This window comes from Phyllobacterium sp. RCAM01083 (assembly GCF_055685835.1).
In genome coordinates, this window is record NZ_JBVFZN010000005.1 from 484,931 (window position 1) to 504,669 (window position 19,739).

General features: G+C 60.5%; 17 protein-coding genes and 1 other RNA gene. 11 read left to right on the plus strand and 7 right to left on the minus strand.

Annotation, left to right across the window (positions count from 1 at the left end):
- The first annotated feature begins 12 nt into the window (after positions 1 to 12).
- Complete coding sequence (locus ACZ25R_RS09005) at positions 13 to 3,837, plus strand: AsmA family protein (RefSeq protein ID WP_472460767.1); 3,825 nt, start codon at positions 13 to 15, stop codon at positions 3,835 to 3,837.
- 162 nt (positions 3,838 to 3,999) lie between these two features.
- On the opposite strand, the gene ACZ25R_RS09010 is transcribed toward ACZ25R_RS09005, so the two are convergent.
- The 4 genes from ACZ25R_RS09010 to ACZ25R_RS09025 form a co-directional block, all read right to left on the minus strand.
- Positions 4,000 to 4,230 (minus strand): ribbon-helix-helix domain-containing protein, encoded by a 231-nt coding sequence (locus ACZ25R_RS09010; protein ID WP_472460768.1) that lies wholly within the window; start codon positions 4,228 to 4,230, stop codon positions 4,000 to 4,002.
- On the minus strand, positions 4,227 to 4,433 hold the full coding sequence (locus ACZ25R_RS09015) for a DUF4169 family protein (RefSeq protein ID WP_464661210.1): 207 nt from the start codon (positions 4,431 to 4,433) through the stop codon (positions 4,227 to 4,229). The genes ACZ25R_RS09010 and ACZ25R_RS09015 overlap by 4 nt, the downstream gene beginning before the upstream one ends.
- A gap of 9 nt (positions 4,434 to 4,442) precedes the next feature.
- The gene (locus tag ACZ25R_RS09020; RefSeq protein WP_223612763.1) at positions 4,443 to 5,027 is read right to left on the minus strand and encodes an SspB family protein; all 585 of its coding nucleotides are present in this window, start codon (positions 5,025 to 5,027) and stop codon (positions 4,443 to 4,445) included.
- A gap of 115 nt (positions 5,028 to 5,142) precedes the next feature.
- On the minus strand, positions 5,143 to 5,853 hold the full coding sequence (locus tag ACZ25R_RS09025) for a TetR/AcrR family transcriptional regulator C-terminal domain-containing protein (RefSeq protein WP_472460769.1): 711 nt from the start codon (positions 5,851 to 5,853) through the stop codon (positions 5,143 to 5,145).
- 212 nt (positions 5,854 to 6,065) lie between these two features.
- Between ACZ25R_RS09025 and ACZ25R_RS09030 the strand changes: the two genes are divergently transcribed.
- On the plus strand, positions 6,066 to 7,274 hold the full coding sequence (locus ACZ25R_RS09030; RefSeq protein WP_472460770.1) for a multidrug effflux MFS transporter: 1,209 nt from the start codon (positions 6,066 to 6,068) through the stop codon (positions 7,272 to 7,274).
- 145 nt (positions 7,275 to 7,419) lie between these two features.
- Here the strand turns inward: ACZ25R_RS09030 and ssrA are convergent.
- Positions 7,420 to 7,777: a transfer-messenger RNA gene (ssrA, locus tag ACZ25R_RS09035) on the minus strand.
- A 145-nt stretch (positions 7,778 to 7,922) separates the two neighbouring features.
- On the opposite strand from ssrA, the gene ACZ25R_RS09040 reads away from it, so the two are divergent.
- The 7 genes from ACZ25R_RS09040 (at position 7,923) to ACZ25R_RS09070 (ending at position 13,815) form a co-directional block, all read left to right on the plus strand.
- A complete protein-coding gene (locus ACZ25R_RS09040) occupies positions 7,923 to 8,234 on the plus strand; it encodes a DUF2853 family protein (RefSeq protein WP_464661208.1) in 312 nt (103 codons plus the stop codon).
- 116 nt (positions 8,235 to 8,350) lie between these two features.
- Positions 8,351 to 9,145, plus strand: a complete 795-nt coding sequence (locus ACZ25R_RS09045) for a thymidylate synthase (RefSeq protein ID WP_223612767.1) — start codon at positions 8,351 to 8,353, stop codon at positions 9,143 to 9,145.
- 79 nt (positions 9,146 to 9,224) lie between these two features.
- Positions 9,225 to 9,725 (plus strand): dihydrofolate reductase, encoded by a 501-nt coding sequence (locus ACZ25R_RS09050; protein WP_223612768.1) that lies wholly within the window; start codon positions 9,225 to 9,227, stop codon positions 9,723 to 9,725.
- A 194-nt stretch (positions 9,726 to 9,919) separates the two neighbouring features.
- Positions 9,920 to 11,026, plus strand: coding sequence for an FtsH protease activity modulator HflK (gene hflK, locus ACZ25R_RS09055; protein WP_105732232.1), 1,107 nt, complete (start codon positions 9,920 to 9,922; stop codon positions 11,024 to 11,026).
- Complete coding sequence (gene hflC / locus ACZ25R_RS09060) at positions 11,026 to 11,952, plus strand: protease modulator HflC (protein WP_346306948.1); 927 nt, start codon at positions 11,026 to 11,028, stop codon at positions 11,950 to 11,952. The genes hflK and hflC overlap by 1 nt, the downstream gene beginning before the upstream one ends.
- Before the next feature lie 13 nt (positions 11,953 to 11,965).
- On the plus strand, positions 11,966 to 12,151 hold the full coding sequence (locus ACZ25R_RS09065) for a DUF2065 domain-containing protein (protein ID WP_223612770.1): 186 nt from the start codon (positions 11,966 to 11,968) through the stop codon (positions 12,149 to 12,151).
- Positions 12,152 to 12,285: 134 nt separating this feature from the next.
- The gene (locus ACZ25R_RS09070; protein ID WP_464661206.1) at positions 12,286 to 13,815 is read left to right on the plus strand and encodes a DegQ family serine endoprotease; all 1,530 of its coding nucleotides are present in this window, start codon (positions 12,286 to 12,288) and stop codon (positions 13,813 to 13,815) included.
- A 59-nt stretch (positions 13,816 to 13,874) separates the two neighbouring features.
- On the opposite strand, the gene serB is transcribed toward ACZ25R_RS09070, so the two are convergent.
- Entirely contained in the window at positions 13,875 to 14,762 is an 888-nt protein-coding gene (serB, locus tag ACZ25R_RS09075) for a phosphoserine phosphatase SerB (protein ID WP_472460771.1), read from the minus strand.
- A gap of 20 nt (positions 14,763 to 14,782) precedes the next feature.
- On the opposite strand from serB, the gene miaA reads away from it, so the two are divergent.
- Complete coding sequence (gene miaA / locus ACZ25R_RS09080; RefSeq protein ID WP_472462460.1) at positions 14,783 to 15,679, plus strand: tRNA (adenosine(37)-N6)-dimethylallyltransferase MiaA; 897 nt, start codon at positions 14,783 to 14,785, stop codon at positions 15,677 to 15,679.
- On the opposite strand, the gene ACZ25R_RS09085 is transcribed toward miaA, so the two are convergent.
- Positions 15,676 to 17,556 carry an ATP-binding protein gene (locus tag ACZ25R_RS09085; protein WP_472460772.1) on the minus strand — a complete coding sequence of 627 codons (1,881 nt, stop codon included), beginning with the start codon at positions 17,554 to 17,556 and terminating at the stop codon, positions 15,676 to 15,678. The genes miaA and ACZ25R_RS09085 overlap by 4 nt on opposite strands.
- 365 nt (positions 17,557 to 17,921) lie before the next feature.
- Between ACZ25R_RS09085 and ACZ25R_RS09090 the strand changes: the two genes are divergently transcribed.
- A complete protein-coding gene (locus tag ACZ25R_RS09090) occupies positions 17,922 to 19,727 on the plus strand; it encodes an acetolactate synthase 3 large subunit (RefSeq protein ID WP_463012125.1) in 1,806 nt (601 codons plus the stop codon).
- The last annotated feature ends 12 nt before the right edge of the window (positions 19,728 to 19,739 follow it).

A 19,739-nucleotide genomic window follows, 5' to 3' on the forward strand; every position in this document is an offset into this window, starting at 1 on the left:
ATACGGTGCCTAATGCGTAAGAATGGAGTTGAAACACTGGCGCGCCTTTTTGTTCTGATCGGCGGACTACTGGTACTGGTGCTCACCGCGGCACTGGTGGTGCCGTATTTTGTCGACTGGGCCGGCTACCGCTCCTCGTTTGAACGGGAGGCATCGGCGCTTCTCGGGCGGCCCGTCACGGTGGCCGGGACGGCCAGCGCCCGGCTCCTGCCGTTCCCATCGGTGACCTTCTCCGACGTCAGGGTGGGCGATCCCGGATCGGCGCCGGTCATGACCATCGACAAGTTTTCGATGGACGCGGAACTTGCGCCGTTCCTGCGCGGCGAGATTCTCATTTTCGACATGCGGCTGGAGAAGCCGACCGCGTCGGTCAATATCGACCGCAACGGCGTGGTCGACTGGGCCATCCGGCCGCAGACATCGTTCGGCTCGACGCAGGTCAAGCTGGAAAACGTGCGGATCACCAACGGCTCCGTGCTGGTGCGCGACGCCTCGACCGCGACAGTGCGCACGGTGAACGATCTCAATGCGACGGTGTCCGCGACCAAGCTGAGCGGTCCGTGGAAATTCGACGGCACATTGCTTTTCAACGGGGAGCGGACCAGCGTTTCCGCTTCCACCGGCCAGCTGAAGCCGGACGGCTCGCTCAACGTGCATGCACGCATTATCCCTGACGGCATTCCGGCGGTGCTCGAGACCGACGGCGGGGTGACGCTTGACAAGGGCGCGCTGAAATATGCCGGCAGCATCAACATCCGTTCGGCGGATGAGACAGCGCCCAAGGCGGCGGCGGGCAAGGGGACGCCGGCCGAGGACAAGCCGCTTCTCTCCAGCGTGCGGGTGACAGGGCGCTTCGAGGCCGATCATGCCAGCGTGACCATTCCGGAGTTCCGGATGGAGCAGGGGACAGTTGACGATCCCTATATCGTCAATGGCAACGCGCTTTTCGACTATGGCAGGAACCCGCGGTTTGAAGTCAAGGCGGATGGCCAGCAGGTCACGTTCGACAACCAGAACGAGGACAGCAAGGGCAGCAAGCCAACGCCGCACACGGCCGCGCAGCGGCTGGGCGTGTTCCGCCGGCTGATGGACCAGCTGCCCATTCCAACGGTTCCGGGCAGCATCGATCTGAAACTTCCGGCCATCGTGGCGGGCGATACCACCATCCGCTCGGTGCGGATCGACGCGGAGCCCTCGGGCGGCGCCTGGAAGATCAACCAGTTGCGCGCGGAACTGCCGGGACGAACCCAGTTCGAGGCCAGCGGCATGCTGCAGATCGGCAAGGATTTCGGCTTTGACGGCAAACTGCTTGTCGCATCGCGCCAGCCCTCGGGTCTGGCGGCATGGCTGACCGACACGGTGGATGAATCGATCCGGCGGCTGGCGGGCGCGGGTTTTTCCGGTGATGTGAAACTGCACGACGACCTGCAGCGCATCGACAATCTGGAAGTGGCGCTTGGCGGCGCCTCGCTCAAGGGATCGCTGATCCGCAGCGCCAAGGGCGAATCCGTGCCGCTGACCCAGCTGACACTGGATGGCGGCGCGCTGGATGGCGATGCGCTGGAAGCCTTTGCCGCCATCTTCGGCCGCAACACGCCATCGGAGGCGGGCAAGGGCGCGCCGCAACTGGCGGGTGAAGATCTCGATGTGCGGGTGAAAGCCGGGCCGGTCAGTCATGGCGGGCTGGTGGCGGAATCGCTCGACACCGGCTTTCGCCTGCGCGACGGCGTCTTCGATATCGACCGCCTGACCGTGGGCAATGTGTCCGGGGCAACCATTACCGCAACCGGCAAGATCGCGCCGTTCAAGGCCGAGCCTTCCGGTTCGCTGGATGCAACGGTTCTCTCGGATGACATGGCGCCGTTCGTTGCGGCGCTGGCGGCGCAGTTTCCCGACTTCCCGTTCCTTGCGGCGCTCAACGAGCATGCGGCCCGGTTTCCCGGACTGTTTGACGGGACGGAGCTGAGCATCATCGCCAATGCGCTGCATGGCAAGGATGCCGCCGACGAATTCTCGCTGAGCGCGGCGGGGAAAACCGGCGGCATGGATATCACGCTTTCCGGCACGACCAGCCAGGGCACCGACAAGTTCCGCGTGCTGGAACTGACGATGAATGCGCGCACGGATCACGGCGAGAACCTGATGGCCCTGATGGGACTTCCCGCGCTGCCGCTCGGCTTTGCCGGTGAGCTGGAGGCGGACCTTGCCTTGAAAGGCAATGGCAAGGACGGCATCCAGACACAGCTCGCGCTGAAAGCGCCGGATGGCCAGGCGCTCCTCGACGGCAGTCTGCGCAGCAGCAATGGCCTGCTGAACGGCGAAGGGCGCGCGTCGATCAAGGCCAGCGACCTGGAGCCGTATCTTGCGACAGCCGGCTATTCGCTGCCGGGATTTGGCAATGGCATGCCGGTCGACATGGCCAGCAGCTTCCAGCTTGCCAAGGGCCGGCTGGTGCTGCCGGATTTGAACGGCAAGGTGCATGATACCAAGATTGCCGGCCGTCTCGATCTCGGCGTGAACAACGGCACACCCGATATACAGGGCAATCTGGCGCTGGGCAGGATCGACCTTCCCGCCGTGGTGCAGTTCATGCTCGGCACCGGCGCCGTCGACGCGGGCGGGCAAACGCACTGGCCGAAAGAAACCTTTGCCAAGGCGCCGCTGTTCCCGGCCGATTTCAATCTCAAGATCAAGGCTGACGAGGCGGACGCCGGTGTTCTCGGACGGGTGGGCAAACTGCAGTCCACCGCATCGCTGAAGGACGGCTATCTGCGGCTCGATGAAACGCAGGGCGAGATTCTCGGCGGCACCGTCAAGGGCACGTTCGAGCTGCGCAACACGAGCGGTACCGGTCTGGCGGCCGGTCAGTTCACGCTGGAGCAGGCCTCCCTCGATGATCTCTACACGCCTGAAGACCATGAGCCGCTGATGGGCACAGCGAAGATCGTCGCTTCGGTCAATGCAACCGGCACAACCATCGCCGATATGATGGCGTCGGTCGCCGGTTCGGGCGTTGTTTCCGTGAATGATCTGGCCATCGATACCATCAATCCCGGCGCGCTCAAGCCTATCCTGGACGATGCCGACGGGCTGTCTGGTCCGATCACCGCCGCCAGCGTGAATGGCGTGATCGGCAAATATCTGCATGCCGGGCCGTTCAATGCGGGTGCGGCGGAGTTTGCCTTTACCATTGCCGGCGGCACGGCGCGGACATCGACATTCCAGCTGAAAAGCCCCGGTGCGTCGCTTAATGCCGATCTGCGGCTGAATTTCCCCGACATGACCATGGCCTCGCAGGGGCGCTATGCGTTCGATCCGGGCAAGCTGGTGGTTGCCGGTGCCGAGCCGGTTGTCGAGTTCAAGGGAGAGGGGCCGTGGCGCGCGCCGAAATGGACGCTGAACCGCCAGCCGCTGGAGCAGTTCCTGACGCAGCGCACGCTGGAGCGCGAGCAGCAGCGTGTCGAAACCATGCAGGCGTCGCTGGTTGAAAAGCAGCGGCTGCGCCGCGAGGCCCTGCTGTTCCAGAGCAAGGCCACGGAACGGCAGAGGCTTGCGGAAGAGGCCAGGTTGAAGGCGGAACAGGAAGCGGCGGCAAAGGCCGAGGCGGAACGGCAGGCGGCTGAAAGGGCTGCGGCCGAGAAAGCCGCTGCCGAGAAAGCGGCTGCTGAAAAGGTCGCCGCCGAGAAGCAGGCTGCGGAAGATGCGGCCCGGAAGGCCCGCGAGCAGCCGTCGCCTCCCAGTGGCGGGGCGCAGGTGCCGCCCCAGCAGGGCAGCGGCGCCCTCAACAAGCAGTCCGTGGATGATTTTCTGAAGACGCTCGGGCCAACGGTTCAGTAAAGCGAACGGCTGGCAAAACCATTGTGCGTGGTTCGACAAGCTCACCATGAGGGAATCCAGCGCTCTGCAGATTGCAACTTTCCTCATGGTGAGCTTGTCGAACCACGCATGACGGCGATGCAGAATACCGGTGAGTACAACACCACGAATCAAATCAGAATCTTAAGAAGCGGTTTTCATCCCTTTCATCACCCAGTCGAGCACGTAGATGCGCAGGGCCGAAGACAGGTTGGAGTCGCGGTCGCGGCCCTCGTCGATCTCGGCAATCAGGCGGGCGAGCGTGATCTTGCGGTCGTCCGCGATGGACGTGATGATCGCGTAGAAAGGGTCTTCAAGAGAAAAACTGGTGCGGTGCCCGCGGATTGTCACGGACCGTTTGCGGACAAGGCTCAAGGCTTGTCCTTGCCGGCTGGTGGTATGCGACCCTCAAGCCGGTTGCTGTCGAGAAACAGCTCGGTCTTGCGGCTGGCGTTCTTTTCAAACTGTTTCTCGGTCCCGGTGCGGCCAAACACAATCCGGTTCTCGGCCGCACTCTGCTCCTTCGCGTCCTTCGCCTTGCGCTTTTTGAACTGTCGCAGGTTGACGATGTCGGCCATGGGCGCGCGTTACTTCTTCTTCCGGAATGAATCCAGGGAAACGACCGATGCGGATGCCTTCTCGCCCGTTTCTTCGCGCGGAGCATCGGCTTTCTCGCCGCCTGCCTTGGCCGGCTTCTTGGCCGGTTTGGCTGCGGGTTTCGGCTTGGCGCCGGACGTTGCCGTCTTCGGCTTTTCGGCAGGCTGCACCGGTGCAATGCTGGTAACGCCCTGATCGTTGTCGCCGACGGTTTCTTCCACCTCGACGTCGAACTCCAGTTCGAAGTTGACGGAGGGATCGTAGAAGCCGCGAATGGCGGAGAACGGCACGACCAGACGTTCCGGCACGTCGCCGAAGGACAGGCCGACTTCAAACAGGGTATCGGTGACCTGCAGGTCCCAGAACTGGTGTTGCAGGACGATGGTCATCTGCTCGGGATATTTTTCGTGCAGACGCGTCGAAATGCGCACGCCCGCCGCACCGGTCAGGAACGTGACGAAAAAATGATGGTTGCCAGGAAGACCAGCCTTGGCAACTTCACCAAGGACTTTGCGGATAACGCCGCGCAGCGCTTCCTGGGCCAGTATATCGTAACGGATCATATCTTGTGGCATGCACTCTTATCCCATGGATTCGCCCCTCTCTGTCAAGCAGAGATGACAAACAGGTTTGAGCCATTATGGCGCATGGATAAAGGAATTGCGACTGGTTGTAAGCTCCAGGCTTAAATTAAGCTTGCCGTGCCTGTTTGGCCCCGCTGTCCGCACCCATTGCCGGATTGCCTGCGGGGGCAGAATAGGCCCGCAGGAAGGTGCGCACGGCGTTGCGCGCGGCATTGTCCAGCTGTTCCCCGGTCGGCGATTCGCCGAAGAGCGTAATCATTTGCAGATCGGCATTGACCAGGGCCAGGAACTGCCGGGCGGCGAGATCGAAATCATCCATCTGCAGGCCGCCGCCATGGGAGAGGCGGGCAAACAGCGCGGCGAGGGCGGTTCCGATCTTTCCGGGGCCGTGCCTGCGCCAGCCCTCGAACAGCTGCGGATAGCGCTCACCCTCGGACTGCACCAGTTTGCGCAGGAACTTTCCGTCCTGGTTGCACAGGCAATTCTGGGCGAGCCGCACCGCAAATGCGCTCAGATCGTCTTCCAGATTGTCGGGTTTGTCGGGAAATGTCGCCAATATCGAGAAGAGGCTGGCATTGGTGCGGTTCATCACATCTTCGACCACGGCGGTGAAGAGTGTTTCCTTTTCCCGGTAGTGGTTGTATATAGTCTGGCGCGAAACGCCCGCTTCCACTGCGATTTCGTCAATACTCGCTCCGGCAAAGCCTTCCCGGCAAAATACCTCGGCCGCTGCATCCAATATCGATAGACGTTTTGAACATTGACCACGTTGGGTATGGCCGGTCGCCCTGTGCGCTGCTTCTTTTGGATTTGTCATGAACCGAAGATAATGCGCATTGACGTTTTAGACAATAGTGTCTAATTTGACAGTTGTGTCTAAAAACATTGACACACTGTTTTGTGATGGAGAGAGCGTCCTCCCAAGCCGCGCCGCTCCATCGCAGGTGAAAAATTCTGAACCTCTCCTGAGAGCAATGCGGCGCAGAAGCCGATGAGCTTCGCGCTGCCGTTTTCTGAAAGATGAACACCATGACGACCTCTTTCTTTCGTACGGCCCTCATTCTTGGTCTCCTGTCGGCCATCGGGCCATTTGCGATCGACATGTATCTCCCGGCGCTGCCGTCCATCGGCAAGGATCTCAGCGCTGAAAACAATGTCGTGCAGATGAGCCTTCTGGCGTTCTTCATTTCCTTCGCCATCTTCCAGCTGATCTATGGGCCACTTTCCGACATGTGGGGCCGCAAGGCGCCGCTCTATATGGGCATCGGCCTGTTTGCCGTGGCCAGCGTCGGCTGCGCGCTGTCCAATGACATCGAAACGCTGATTGCCTTCCGCTTCCTGCAGGGCATTGGCGGTGCGGCCGGCATGGTCATTCCGCGCGCCATCGTTCGCGACATGCACACGGGTGTCCAGGCGGCGCGGCTGATGTCGTTGCTGATGCTGGTCTTCAGCATTTCGCCGATCCTTGCGCCGCTGACGGGCAGTGCCGTCATCAGCTTCTACGGCTGGCGCGGCGTGTTCTGGGCGGTGACGATTGCCGCCTTCATCGGGCTGATCCTCCTGTCGACGCAGCTGAAGGAAACCCGGCCCAAGGCCGCACGTGTGGAAAGCAGCCTTGGCAGTGCCATGGCGGCCTACCGCCTGCTGCTGAGCGACCGCAATTTTCTGACGCTGACTTTCATCGGCGGGCTGGGCATTTCGAGCTTTCTCGTTTACCTCGCCAACTCGCCCTTCGTGCTGATCGACCATTACGGCCTGACGCCGACGCAGTACAGCATCGCCTTCTCGATCAATGCGGTGTCGTTCTTCACGGTATCGCAGCTGACCGGCTGGCTCGGCGACCGTTTCGGCCTGGTGCGGGTGATGCGCATGGCCTTGACGGCCTTCTCGCTCACCATGGCGGCCATGGTTGTCGTCATGGCGCTGGGCTTCAACCAGCTGCCGGTCTTGGCGACATTCCTGTTCATCGGTTACGGCTTCCTCGGTCTGGTCATTCCGACGACCGCGGTGCTTGCCCTTGAAGATCATGGCGAGATTGCCGGTACGGCGTCAGCCCTGATGGGAACATTGCACTTCGTGACGGCAGCCGTTGCGATGGTAATCGCCGGTCTGTTCTTCAACGGCACGGCACTGCCGATGGCGGCGGGTATCGGCCTGTGCGCCGTGGCTGCCTTCATTCTGACGCAGCTGACAATCGCGCGCCGCCGCGTTGTCGAAGCAGAAGCCGCTGCGGAGTAGGCAGCCTCGCTCAACCACTTAGACGAAGGCCCGGAACCACGGTTCCGGGCCTTCTGCATTTCTGCAGAGGACTAGGATTGACGCAACAGGGTGCGCAAAGCCTGAAGACGGCTTGCGGCATGGCGGATTTTCAAAAAGGGGGGAAGGTGGAGGTTTCTGTTGCCAGGTACCTCCGAACCCCGCCTAGAAGTGCGAACCCCTAGGACTTAATTTGAAGCGATCACACCGCAATTAAGCAGCGAGACGTGCTTCCGCATAGTTGTCGTTTGCAACTACTGAGTTAGCCCGATAACGGTGGTACTATGCCGGGCAAAAGAGCGATTTTTACACCCTTGTCGATCCTATTTCGCCCCCGCCACAATGCAGTCTCGCAACTGCACTCTGGTGGAGGCGCCGGGTACCGCCCCCGGGTCCAATAGGCTTATTGTATCGTCCGTTTATCACCATAGCTGGCCGAAACCAGCAGGACCTATATAGGTGGTGTCGCGGCGAAATGAAAGAGCGGCATTGACAGGTTCCTGTAGCTGGGGAATGTTTCCTGTGTCTAACGAGTCATCGCGTTATGCAGCTGCCGGTTGTGCGGTGTCTTTTGTGTCAGGGAGGGTTTTGGTGCCTGGGCATTGAAACCAACAATCAGGGGATTTTTTCATGAGTGACTATCTAGCAGATGTACGTCATTACGATGCGGGTGCGGACGAGGCGATTGTCACAAAAATCGTCAAACATCTCGGAATTGCCCTGCGCAACCGGGATTCTTCGCTGGTTTCCTGCTCGGATCCGGAAGAATTGGCCCGTGTTCGTACCAGTTGGGTTGGCAAGAAGCTCGGCGTCACCGATGCAGCCAAGGCCGATGCAGCCATTCACGCCGTCTGCGAAAAGATGAAAGATCACCGTGCCAAGGGCCGGGTCACCTTCTATTATCTGACGGCAAAAGAACTCGGACTGCTCGGCAGCCTCTGAGCGTTTGCTGGGCTGAACAGGGTCCCCGGTGATTCGCCGGGGATTTTTGCCGCCTGTGCTTGTGGATCACACAGAAGTTTTACTGCTTCGTGAAACGAATCTGCTAAAGAGAAGCCATGCGCGCTTATCTTGATCTTCTCCAGCATGTGCTCGATACCGGCGTCGACCGCGGCGACCGTACCGGGACAGGCACACGTTCCGTTTTCGGCTACCAGATGCGATTCGATCTGTCGGCGGGTTTTCCCGCCCTGACGACCAAGAAACTGCATCTCAAATCCATCATCCACGAGCTGCTGTGGTTCCTGAAAGGCGAAACGAACATCGCCTATCTCAAGGAAAACGGCGTGACAATCTGGGATGAATGGGCCGACGAGAACGGCGATCTCGGGCCGGTCTATGGCTATCAGTGGCGCTCCTGGCCTGCGCCCGACGGCCGGCATATCGACCAGATTGCGAATCTTGTCAGTGCGATAAAGCAAAATCCCTATTCGCGGCGTCTGATCGTTTCCGCATGGAATCCGGCGCTCGTCGATGAAATGGCGCTGCCGCCCTGCCACTGCCTGTTTCAGTTCTACGTGGCCGACGGAAAACTTTCCTGCCAGCTCTACCAGCGCTCCGCCGATATTTTCCTCGGCGTGCCGTTCAATATCGCATCCTATGCCCTGCTGACCCTCATGGTGGCGCAGGTCACGGGTCTGCAGCCGGGTGATTTCGTCCACACGCTGGGCGATGCGCATCTCTATGCCAACCATTTCGAGCAGGCGCGGCTGCAATTGAGCCGCACGCCGGGTCCTTTGCCGGTCATGCGCCTTAATCCCGACGTGAAAGACCTCTTTGCTTTCACATTCGACGATTTCAGTCTTGAGAACTATGTGGCCGAAGCGAGCATCAAGGCGCCGATCGCCGTCTAGAGTCAGGACCCGTTGATCTGGTCGAATTGCTCGCGCTCTTCGGTTTACGCTGTCTGCTTTCCCGGAAGGAATAGGTCCAATGATCAGTTTTGTTGTTGCCGTCGCGCAGAACGGGGTTATCGGCCGTGACAATGGCCTGCCGTGGCGCCTGTCTTCTGATCTCAAGCGGTTCAAGGCGGTCACCATGGGCAAGCCCATCATCATGGGGCGCAAGACCTGGGATACGCTCGGCAAGCCGCTGCCGGGACGCACCAACATCGTCATCACCCGCGATCCCGCCTTTGCCGTGGACGGTGTCATTGCCGTCCGTTCCGTGGATGAGGCGCTGATGATTGCCGGCAGCCATGCGGCGGCGGACAAGGTGGATGAAATCTGCGTTATCGGCGGCGGCGAGATTTATCGCCAGCTCCTGGATCGGGCGCACCGTCTTCACATCACCTGGGTTCTGGCCAATATCGAGGGCGACGCGTTTTTCCCTCCCATCGATCCGAAGAACTGGAACGAAGTGTTTCAGGAAGAATTCCCGGCGGGTGAAAAAGACAATTATCCGACCCGCTACACGATTTACGAACGGCGCTAGAATTTGCCGCTTATCCGGCAATCAATATGAAAATTTCGTGATAAGCGGTCATAATCGTTCGACTTTTTACCAAATTAGCATGAAAAACCGCGCTGCGCGTTGAAAGCGCGCCTTGCGATCCCTATAAACGGGATATCGGGTTAGCGGGACGTTGCCATGGGGTGGCGAATCTCGTTCCAAAACATGAGGTAGGAATGCCCTGGAGTAATCAGAACGGTGGCGGCGGCCCTTGGGGTGGCGGCGGTAACAACAATGGCGGCGGCGGTGGTCCATGGGGCCAGAAGCCGCAAGGCGGAGGTCCCGGAGGCAATCCGCCCGACCTTGAAGATATTATCCGCCGTGGCCAGGACCGTCTGCGCCAGGCACTTCCCGGCGGCACCGGCAGCAGCTCGACGATCTTCGGATTGGCGGCGCTTGCCCTGGTTGCCTTCTGGCTTTTCCAGTCGATCTACACGGTCCAGCCGGATGAACGCGCTGTCGAACTGCGCTTCGGCAAGCCGAAGGCGGATATTTCCGAGCCCGGCCTGCACTTCCATCTCTGGCCCATCGAGACCTATGAAAAGGTCCAGATCGTCGAGAAGCAGAAGAACATCGGCGGGCAGGGCGTATCGGGCGCCAAGGAAGGCCTGATGCTGACCGGCGACCAGAACATCGTGAATGTTCAGTTCTCCATTCTTTACCGCGTTTCCGACCCGGTTGCTTACCTCTTCCATGTGCAGAGTCCGGAAAACATGGTCCAGCAGGTCTCCGAGAGCGCCATGCGTGAAATCGTTGGCCGCAGCCCCGCACAGGACATTTTCCGCGACAATCGTGCGGGCATCGCCAATGACGTGCGCGGCATCATCCAGAAGACACTGGATGATTACGGCGCCGGTGTTCAGGTCAATGCCGTCTCCATCGAGGATGCGTCGCCGCCGCGTGAAGTGGCCGATGCCTTCGATGAAGTGCAGCGTGCTGAACAGGACGAAGACCGCTTCGTCGAGGAGTCGAACCAATATTCCAACCAGAAACTCGGTCAGGCCCGCGGTGAAGGCGCACAGATCCGCGAAGATGCGGCCGCCTACAAGAACCGCATCGTGCAGGAAGCACAGGGTGAGGCCCAGCGCTTCACATCGGTCTATGACCAGTATGTGAAGGCGCCGGAAGTGACCCGCAAGCGTCTTTTCCTCGAAACGATGGAACGTGTGCTGAAGGACTCGAACAAGGTGATTGTCGACCAGAAGAACGGTCAGGGGGTCGTGCCCTACCTGCCCTTGTCGGAGATCACAAAGCAGCAGCGCCCGACTGAGGGGACAAAGTAATGAGCCAGAACCGTCTTCCTCTTATTGCGGGTCTCATCGCATTCATCGCCCTTTTGGTTTATTCCTCGGTTTTCGTCGTCAATGAACGCCAGCAGGCCATTGTCCTGCGCTTCGGCCAGATCGTCGATGTGAAGACCCAGCCCGGTATCTATTTCAAGCTGCCGTTCGGCTTTCTTGAAGCCGACAATGTCCAGATGATCGAAGATCGTCTGCTGAGCTTTGAGCTGGACAATATCCGTGTTCAGGTTTCGGGCGGCAAGTTCTACGAAGTCGATGCCTTCCTGGTCTACCGGATCACCGATCCGCGCAAGTTCCGCCAGACGGTGTCGGGCGATGTGGAATTCGCACAGGCCCGTTTGCGCACGCGTCTCGATGCATCCTTGCGTAGCGTTTACGGTCTGCGTGGATTTGAAGCTGCGCTTTCCGACGAGCGTGCCGGCATGATGCGTGAAGTGCGCGAACAGCTGCGTCCGGATGCGGAATCGCTGGGTCTCGAGATTGCGGACGTGCGCGTTCGCCGGACCGACCTGACCCAGGAAGTGTCGCAGCAGACGTTCGAGCGCATGAAGGCCGAGCGTCTTGCGCAGGCTGAATTCCTGCGCGCCCGCGGCCGTGAAGCTGCCCAGCGCATCAAGGCGATTGCCGATCGCCAGGTGGTAGAGATCATTGCGGAAGCCCGCAAGGAATCTGAAATCGCCCGCGGTGAGGGTGAAGGCGAGCGCAGCCGGATCTTTGCCGATGCCTTCTCCAAGGATCCGGATTTCTTCGCGTTCTACCGGTCCATGGCTGCCTATGGCACAGCCCTCGACAATGCCGGAACAACGATGGTGCTTTCGCCCAATTCCGAGTTCTTCCGGTATTTCCAGGATGCCAATGGTGGCGCTGTTCCGCCAGCGCCGGCCGCTGCAAAACCTGCCCCGCAATAGGGGCAGGCCAGGCATGATCGACTTTCTGGATGCCGTAGGGCTGTTCCTCGTCTTCGAGGGGCTGCTCTACGGCTGTTTCCCGCTGATCGCAAAGCGCGTCGCGCGGGATGTCAGCGGACAGCCGGATGGCTTTCTGCGCATGGCCGGTGTCGCGTCGGTTGCCATCGGCGTGGGTATCGTCTGGCTCGCACGGGGGTAATGGCGGGCCCCGCCATTACCAAACTTGATCAGACTTGCAGTCTGACGGCCATATTTTCGTCTACTCTCGCGGCTCTGTTGTAATTCATCGCTATTTATTTTTTAATCCGAGTACACTGACAAAGGCCCGAACGCATGGTTTTCACTCCTGGTCGCCCGATTTTCCGTTCTGCCACCGCGGCAATCGCGCTGATTGCCCTGTCCGCCACGAGCGTGACACCCGCCTTTGTGACCATCGCGGCAGCACAATCGGCGCAGCCGAAAGCCCAGGGCCCGGCGTCCGTCGCCGATCTCGCCGAGGGTCTGCTGGATGCGGTGGTCAATATTTCGACATCGCAGACCGTCAAGGGGCAGGATGGCGATTCCGGACCGGTTCCCATGCCGAAAGTCCCGGAGGGATCGCCGTTCCAGGAGTTCTTCGACGAGTATTTCGGCAAGCAGAAGCCGGGTGAGAACAATCCGTCCCGCAAGGTTCAGTCATTGGGCTCCGGCTTTGTCATCGATGCGGAACAGGGCATCGTCGTGACCAACAATCATGTGATTGCCGATGCGGACGATATCGAGGTGAATTTCACCGATGGGTCGAAGCTGAAGGCGGAACTGGTCGGCAAGGACACCAAGACCGATCTGGCGGTGCTCAAGGTCGACCCGAAAAAGCACAAGCTGGTCGCGGTCAAGTTCGGCGATTCCTCAAAAGCCCGTATCGGCGATTGGGTCATGGCCATCGGCAACCCCTTCGGTCTTGGCGGCACCGTGACGGTGGGTATCGTTTCCGCCCGCAACCGCGACATCAATTCCGGCCCCTATGACAATTTCATCCAGACGGATGCGGCGATCAACCGGGGCAATTCCGGCGGCCCGCTGTTCGACATGTACGGGCAGGTGATCGGCATCAACACGGCGATCATTTCGCCGACCGGCGGATCGATCGGCATCGGCTTTGCCATTCCGGCGGACCTCGCTGCCGGTGTGATCCAGCAATTGCGCGACCATGGCGAAGTGCAGCGCGGCTGGCTTGGCGTGCGCATCCAGCCGGTCACCGACGATATCGCCGAAAGCCTGGGGATGACCTCAAGCAAGGGTGCGCTGGTTGCCGGTATCATTGACGGCGGTCCCGTGGCCAACGGCTCCATCCTGCCCGGTGACGTCATCACCAAGTTCGACGGCAAGCCGGTGAACAATGTCAAGGATCTGCCGCGCGCCGTGGCGGAAAGCCCTGTCGGCAAGGAAGTCGATGTCGTCGTGGTGCGTAAGGGCAAGGAACAGACGGTCAAGGTCACGCTCGGCCGGCTGGAAGATACGACCGACGCCAAGACCAAGGAGAAATCCCAGTCGCAGACCGACCAGGATGAAGACGCCGCGCAGGATGTGGATGTCCTCGGCATGACGCTCGGCGTGCTCGACGATGACAGCAGAAAGACATTCGGCATTGCCAAGGAGGTCGAGGGCGTTCTGATCACCGAAGTGCAGGCCCAATCGATTGCCGCGAACAAGCGGATCGAAGCGGGCGACGTGATCGTCGATATTGCCCAGGAAGCCGTCAAGACGCCGGAAGACGTGGCTGCCCGCATCGAGAAGCTGCGCGATGAAGGCCGCAAGAATGCCCTTTTGATGCTGGCATCCAAGACGGGCGAATTGCGCTTCGTGACTTTGCAGATGAATTGACGTCTCGACGACCTCAGCAAAAAGGCGGCCAATGGCCGCCTTTTTTGTTTCCGGCGCTGTCAGACGACAAAGTCGGTCTTGCGATAGCCCTGGATGTAGAGCAGCGCGGTGAGATCGCCATGATCCACCCGGACCTTTGCCTGCGCCGCGACCGACGGCTTGGCGTGCAATGCGACACCTGTGCCGGCAAGCTGCAGCATGCCGAGATCATTGGCGCCGTCGCCGACGGCAAGAGCCTCGTCCGGCGCAAGATTGAAGCGTTCGCAGATGGACAGGAGCGCAGCGACCTTGGCTTCGCGGCCGAGGATGGGTTCGGTGACTTCGCCGGTGAGCGTCTCACCATTGTCGATGAGCGTATTGGCGCTGTTCTCGTGAAAGCCGATCATGGCGGCGATGCGCTGGGTGAAGACGGTAAAGCCGCCCGAAACCAGCGCTGTATAGGCGCCGTGCTTCTTCATGGTGCGGACAAGTTCCGGTCCGCCGGGCATGAGGGTGATGCGGCTGGCGATGACCTTGTCGATGACGGAATAGGGCAGGCCCTTGAGCAGTGCCACCCGTTCGCGCAGGGCGGGCTCGAAGGCGATCTCGCCATTCATGGCGCGGGCGGTGATGGCCGCCACCTTGTCGCGCAGGCCAGCCTCTTCGGCCAGTTCGTCGATGCATTCCTGCTGGATCATGGTGGAATCCATGTCGGCGATCAGGATTTTCTTGCGCCGTGTATCCTGTTCCTGCACGACGATGTCGATGGGCTCGCCATCGACGATCCGCGCCAGCTCCGCATGGGCCTCCACCGGGTCCGAGCCTGTGCGCAGGGCGAGATCGCAGGCAATTCCGTCGGCCAGCCAGTAAAGTCCTGTTGCATTGAGTGCCGCTGAGGCTTTAATCCCGAGCGATGCGCTGAGACGGGGTGAAGCCGGATTGGCGATAAGCGTGGCCATCAAGGGCATGAGCATTTCCCGATTGGACGATTGGTGTGACGAGAAGACAGACAATCCTGATAGCCGGACCGACGGCAAGCGGCAAGTCGGCATTGGCGCTGCGCTATGCCGAAGAGACCGGCGGCTGGATCGTCAATACCGATTCCATGCAGGTCTACGGCGTGCTCGATGTGCTCACCGCACGGCCGGGGCCGGATGATCTTCTGCAAGCGCCGCATTGCCTCTATGGCCATGTCCCGCCGTCCGAGGCCTATTCCACCGGCCGCTGGTTCACCGATGTCGAACATTTGCTGAAAACCGAAGCTGCGGGTGACCGCCCGCTGATCTTTGTCGGCGGCACCGGGCTTTATTTCCGCGCGCTGCTCGGCGGCCTCTCGGCCATGCCTGATATACCCGATGATGTGCGGGCCTATTGGCGCGCACAGGACGCGCAGGTCGGAGCGCAGCAGCTGCACGCCATTTTGAGCGAAAAAGACCCGCAGGCGGCAGCAGTGCTGCGCCCGACCGACAGCCAGCGCGTCGTGCGGGCGCTGGAAGTGATCGATGCATCGGGACGGTCGATCATCGATTGGCAGAAGCAAACCGGCACGCCTTTGATCGATGCGGCCTCGGCCCGCAAGATCGTCATCGACCCGGACCGGGCCTGGCTTGGCGAACGGATCGCGCTGCGGTTTGCAACCATGCTGGAGAAGGGAGCGGCCGGGGAGGTCAAAGCCCTGCTGGCGCTCGGACTGTCCTCCGATCTGCCCGCCATGCGAGCCATCGGGGTCGGTGAAATCACCAGGATGCTGGCAGGCACGATCACGCCTGCACAGGCAGCCGAGCTGTCAACCATTGCGACGCGGCAATATGCCAAGCGGCAAATGACCTGGTTCCGCAACCAGCTCGGCGACGACTGGGAGCGGATCGCCTATCCCGGCCCTTAAGTCTTGTCGGTGCGGAAGCTGCGGATGAGGTCGCTGGCGCGGAAACCGTCTGTCTCCGATCGCGCCGGTTTGCGCGGCTCTTCGATGATCGGGGCGGATTCGGCCGCGCGCCACTGGCTCCGGACCGGTTCCGGCGGGATGGGTGCCGCGGGGCGCTGGACCATCGCCGGTTTTTCCGGGGCCTGAAAACCGGCCGATGCATTTTCGGTCGTGGTGCTGTCGGCCGCATTGAGCTGGCGCATCCGGTTGAGGATCATGTCGAGCGACACGTGGCTGTCACCGCTGCGCACGGCTTCCTGCTGCTGCGTCATATGCGCGGCGGGCAGATGTTCCGGCGCAATGGTTTCGAACATCATGCGCATCGGCGTCGGCACGGCCTCGCCGAAGGCGATCGCCTCGCGGTTGGCGATCGACGACAGGAAGCCGACGGCGCTTTGCGACGCGCCGCTGATGGCGCCGCGGACGATTTCCTGGTCGCGCTCATTGCCGAGCCGCATGGCGAAAACCGTGCTGCACTGGGAGAGGATCGTCGGGTCGAGCTCGCCCGGACGCTGGGTAATGACGGAGAGATAGACGCCGTATTTGCGGCCTTCCTTGGCGATGCGTGCAATGGCCTGGCGCGTCGGCCAGAACCCGGCGCTGGTATCGGCGGGGATATAACGGTGTGCTTCCTCGCACACGACGAGCGTCTGCACATTGCCATCGCTGGAAACGGCGAGGTCAAAGGCCATCCGGCAGAGAACCGAGGCCACGGAATTCACCACTTCCGACGGCAATCCCGCCAGTTGAAAGACGCAGATGGGCCGGTCGTTTTTCGGCACGCGGAAAATGTGGCCGACGGTCTGGCGCATCGTATCGAGCGTTGCCGGGGCCGAGAACATGAAGCGGTAGCGCGGGTCGGCGACCAGTGCCTGCAGGCGGTAGCGCAGCGCCTTCATGGTCGGCCGGTCCGTCTTGCCGTCGAGCTGGCCGATGCGCTCCTCCAGCAGCTTGATCAGATCCGCCATCCGGTAGGGCGTCGGCGTATCGGCGGTCATCGAGGCAAAGTCACGTTCTTTCCTGAGGAGGGACGACGTGGCGGCCGCTTCAACATTGGCGAAACGTTCTTTGGCGAGCGGAATGAGATCGCGCAGAATATCGATTTCAGCCGCGATTTGCGGGCGTCCGCGAAACACGGCTTCGCCGAATTCCTCCAGCTTGAACATCCAGTACGGCAAATCGAAGGTGCTGTAGTCGATGGAGATGGCGAGATCGGGAAACGCGCTGGCAAATTCGTTATGCGGATCAAGAATGAGGATACGCAGATCGGGACGCTGCGAAATGATTTTGCGCAAAAGCAGGGTCACGGCGCTGGATTTGCCGACGCCCGTGCTGCCCAGCACGGCGAAATGGCGGGAGATCAGGCTGTCGACCGAGATCAGCGCCGGAATGTCGGCATTCTGCGAGAGGTGGCCGATGGAAACCGTGTTCTTCAGCGACGTGGTGTAGATGGTGGCCAGATCGGCGGCGCGGATGCGATGGGCGATGGCGCCCATATGCGGATAGGTGGTGATGCCCGAGGAGAAGCGCAATTTGCCGTCGATATGCGCATCGACCTGGCCGACGAGTTCCACATGGATATGGATGCTTTGATCGACATCCTGCTGCCATTCGGCATTGGGCAGCTCAACCTTGTAGACAAGACCGACCACGCGGCTGTCGGCAACCTGAATGGAGATAAGCTGGCCGACAGACCAGTAATCGTCCGATGCCGTGATCGACGGGCCGGTCTTGGCGTGGATGATGGCCTTGTCGCCGTTGCATTCGATGACGTGCCCATCGGTCCGGTTGCGGACCATCGGTCTTGATTGTGCAGAGGGCAGGGCTTCGGCGCTCATGGGTCGTGGTCAATCCTGGGACTTGGCAACGGGATTGAACCTTAAGCGCAAGGCATTGAGAATATCTTAGCGATGCATTTCACATTTGAAGGATGTTGCGCCAAAGCATTGCTTTGTTTGCGAACATTTCAATTTCCTGAATTTTGCCGTTGACGGATAGAATTTGCTTAATTATCGTCCGCGACCATGAAAACAGTTCTTATCGTCGTGGGACCGCGCATGGGCAGGGTGTTGTAAGCACCCGGCGGAAGCTCCCATGCGCGAAACACAGGCTCCTTCGGGGGCCTTTTTTATTTCCAAACCTTACGCTAAACGAAAACACCTTCTGGAAGGCCGAGAGCCGCAGAATACACGGGAAGAGATCGATGACCGCAGACAAGCAGGATAGTGACAACCACACATCGCAACGACGGGAGATGACCGGTGCCGAAATGGTCATTCAGGCACTCATCGATCAGGGCGTGACGGACATTTTCGGATATCCGGGTGGTGCGGTCCTTCCCATTTATGACGAGCTGCATCAGCAGGACAAGATCAATCACGTGCTGGTTCGCCATGAGCAGGGCGCCGGTCACGCGGCGGAGGGCTATGCCCGTTCCACCGGCAAGGTCGGCGTGATGCTGGTCACATCCGGCCCCGGTGCGACCAATGCGGTGACGCCGCTGCAGGATGCCTTGATGGACTCCATCCCGCTGGTCTGCATCAGCGGCCAGGTTCCGACCACGCTCATCGGCTCGGATGCGTTTCAGGAATGCGATACGATCGGTATCACGCGTCCCTGCACCAAGCACAACTGGCTGGTGAAGGACGTCAACGATCTCGCGCGCATCCTGCACGAAGCCTTCCACGTGGCGCGTACCGGCCGTCCGGGTCCGGTTCTCGTCGACGTGCCGAAGGACGTGCAGTTCGCCACCGGCTTCTATACGCCGCCGGAAACCGCGCCGCGCACCAGCTACCGGCCGAAGGTCGAGGGCGATATCGAGGCGATCAAGCAGGCTGTTGCCCTGATGGCGACGGCCAAGCGTCCGGTCATCTATTCCGGCGGCGGTGTCATCAACTCCGGCCCGCAGGCCAGCCATCTGCTGCGCGAACTGGTGGAGCTGACCAATTTCCCGATCACCTCGACCCTGATGGGCCTCGGCGCCTATCCGGCATCGGGCAAGAACTGGCTGGGCATGCTGGGCATGCACGGCACCTACGAGGCCAACATGACGATGCATGATTGCGACGTCATGGTCTGCATCGGTGCGCGCTTCGACGACCGCATCACCGGGCGCCTCAATGGCTTCTCGCCCAACTCGAAGAAAATCCACATCGATATCGACCCGTCATCGATCAACAAGGCGGTTCGCGTCGACATTCCCGTGGTTGGCGACGTCGGCCGGGTTCTGGAAGACATGGTCCGGCTGTGGCGCGCTTCGTCCGAAAAACCTGAAAAGAAGGCGATCGGCGAATGGTGGGCGCAGATCGACAAATGGCGGTCGCGCAAGTCCCTGTCCTATACACGCAACAAGGACGTGATCATGCCGCAATATGCCTTGGAGCGGCTCTATGCGCTGACCAAGGATCGCGACACCTTCATCACGACGGAAGTCGGCCAGCATCAGATGTGGGCGGCACAGTTCTATGGTTTTGAAAAACCCAACCGCTGGATGACCTCCGGCGGCCTCGGCACCATGGGTTACGGCCTGCCGGCGGCATTGGGCGTGCAGATTGCCCATCCCAATTCGCTGGTCATCGACATTGCCGGCGATGCCTCGGTGCAGATGACCATGCAGGAAATGAGCGCGGCGGTGCAGTACGAAGCGCCGATCAAGATCTTCATCCTGAACAACCAGTATATGGGCATGGTGCGCCAGTGGCAGCAATTGCTGCATGGCAACCGCCTATCGCACTCCTATACGGAGGCCTTGCCCGATTTCGTCAAGCTGGCGGAAGCCTATGGCGGCCATGGCATCCGCTGTGAAAAGCCGGGCGATCTCGACGATGCCATTCAGGAAATGATCGACGTGAAGAAACCGGTTCTGTTCGATTGCCGCGTGGCCAATCTGGCAAACTGCTTCCCGATGATTCCGTCAGGGAAGGCGCATAATGAAATGCTCCTGCCTGACGAAGCGACGGATGAAGCCGTTGCCAATGCCATCGATGCCAAGGGACGGCAGCTCGTTTAAGAAACCGGAGAG

Bases quoted from the DNA above. Each gene is read 5' to 3' on its own strand.
- ACZ25R_RS09005 (WP_472460767.1), top strand. From the start codon at position 13: ATGCGTAAGAATGGAGTTGAAACACTGGCGCGCCTTTTTGTTCTGATC.
- ACZ25R_RS09015 (WP_464661210.1), bottom strand. From the start codon at position 4,433: ATGGCCGACATCGTCAACCTGCGACAGTTCAAAAAGCGCAAGGCGAAG.
- ACZ25R_RS09020 (WP_223612763.1), bottom strand. From the start codon at position 5,027: ATGCCACAAGATATGATCCGTTACGATATACTGGCCCAGGAAGCGCTG.
- ACZ25R_RS09025 (WP_472460769.1), bottom strand. From the start codon at position 5,853: ATGACAAATCCAAAAGAAGCAGCGCACAGGGCGACCGGCCATACCCAA.
- ACZ25R_RS09030 (WP_472460770.1), top strand. From the start codon at position 6,066: ATGACGACCTCTTTCTTTCGTACGGCCCTCATTCTTGGTCTCCTGTCG.
- ACZ25R_RS09040 (WP_464661208.1), top strand. From the start codon at position 7,923: ATGAGTGACTATCTAGCAGATGTACGTCATTACGATGCGGGTGCGGAC.
- ACZ25R_RS09045 (WP_223612767.1), top strand. From the start codon at position 8,351: ATGCGCGCTTATCTTGATCTTCTCCAGCATGTGCTCGATACCGGCGTC.
- ACZ25R_RS09050 (WP_223612768.1), top strand. From the start codon at position 9,225: ATGATCAGTTTTGTTGTTGCCGTCGCGCAGAACGGGGTTATCGGCCGT.
- hflK (WP_105732232.1), top strand. From the start codon at position 9,920: ATGCCCTGGAGTAATCAGAACGGTGGCGGCGGCCCTTGGGGTGGCGGC.
- hflC (WP_346306948.1), top strand. From the start codon at position 11,026: ATGAGCCAGAACCGTCTTCCTCTTATTGCGGGTCTCATCGCATTCATC.
- ACZ25R_RS09065 (WP_223612770.1), top strand. From the start codon at position 11,966: ATGATCGACTTTCTGGATGCCGTAGGGCTGTTCCTCGTCTTCGAGGGG.
- ACZ25R_RS09070 (WP_464661206.1), top strand. From the start codon at position 12,286: ATGGTTTTCACTCCTGGTCGCCCGATTTTCCGTTCTGCCACCGCGGCA.
- serB (WP_472460771.1), bottom strand. From the start codon at position 14,762: ATGCCCTTGATGGCCACGCTTATCGCCAATCCGGCTTCACCCCGTCTC.
- ACZ25R_RS09085 (WP_472460772.1), bottom strand. From the start codon at position 17,556: ATGAGCGCCGAAGCCCTGCCCTCTGCACAATCAAGACCGATGGTCCGC.
- ACZ25R_RS09090 (WP_463012125.1), top strand. From the start codon at position 17,922: ATGACCGCAGACAAGCAGGATAGTGACAACCACACATCGCAACGACGG.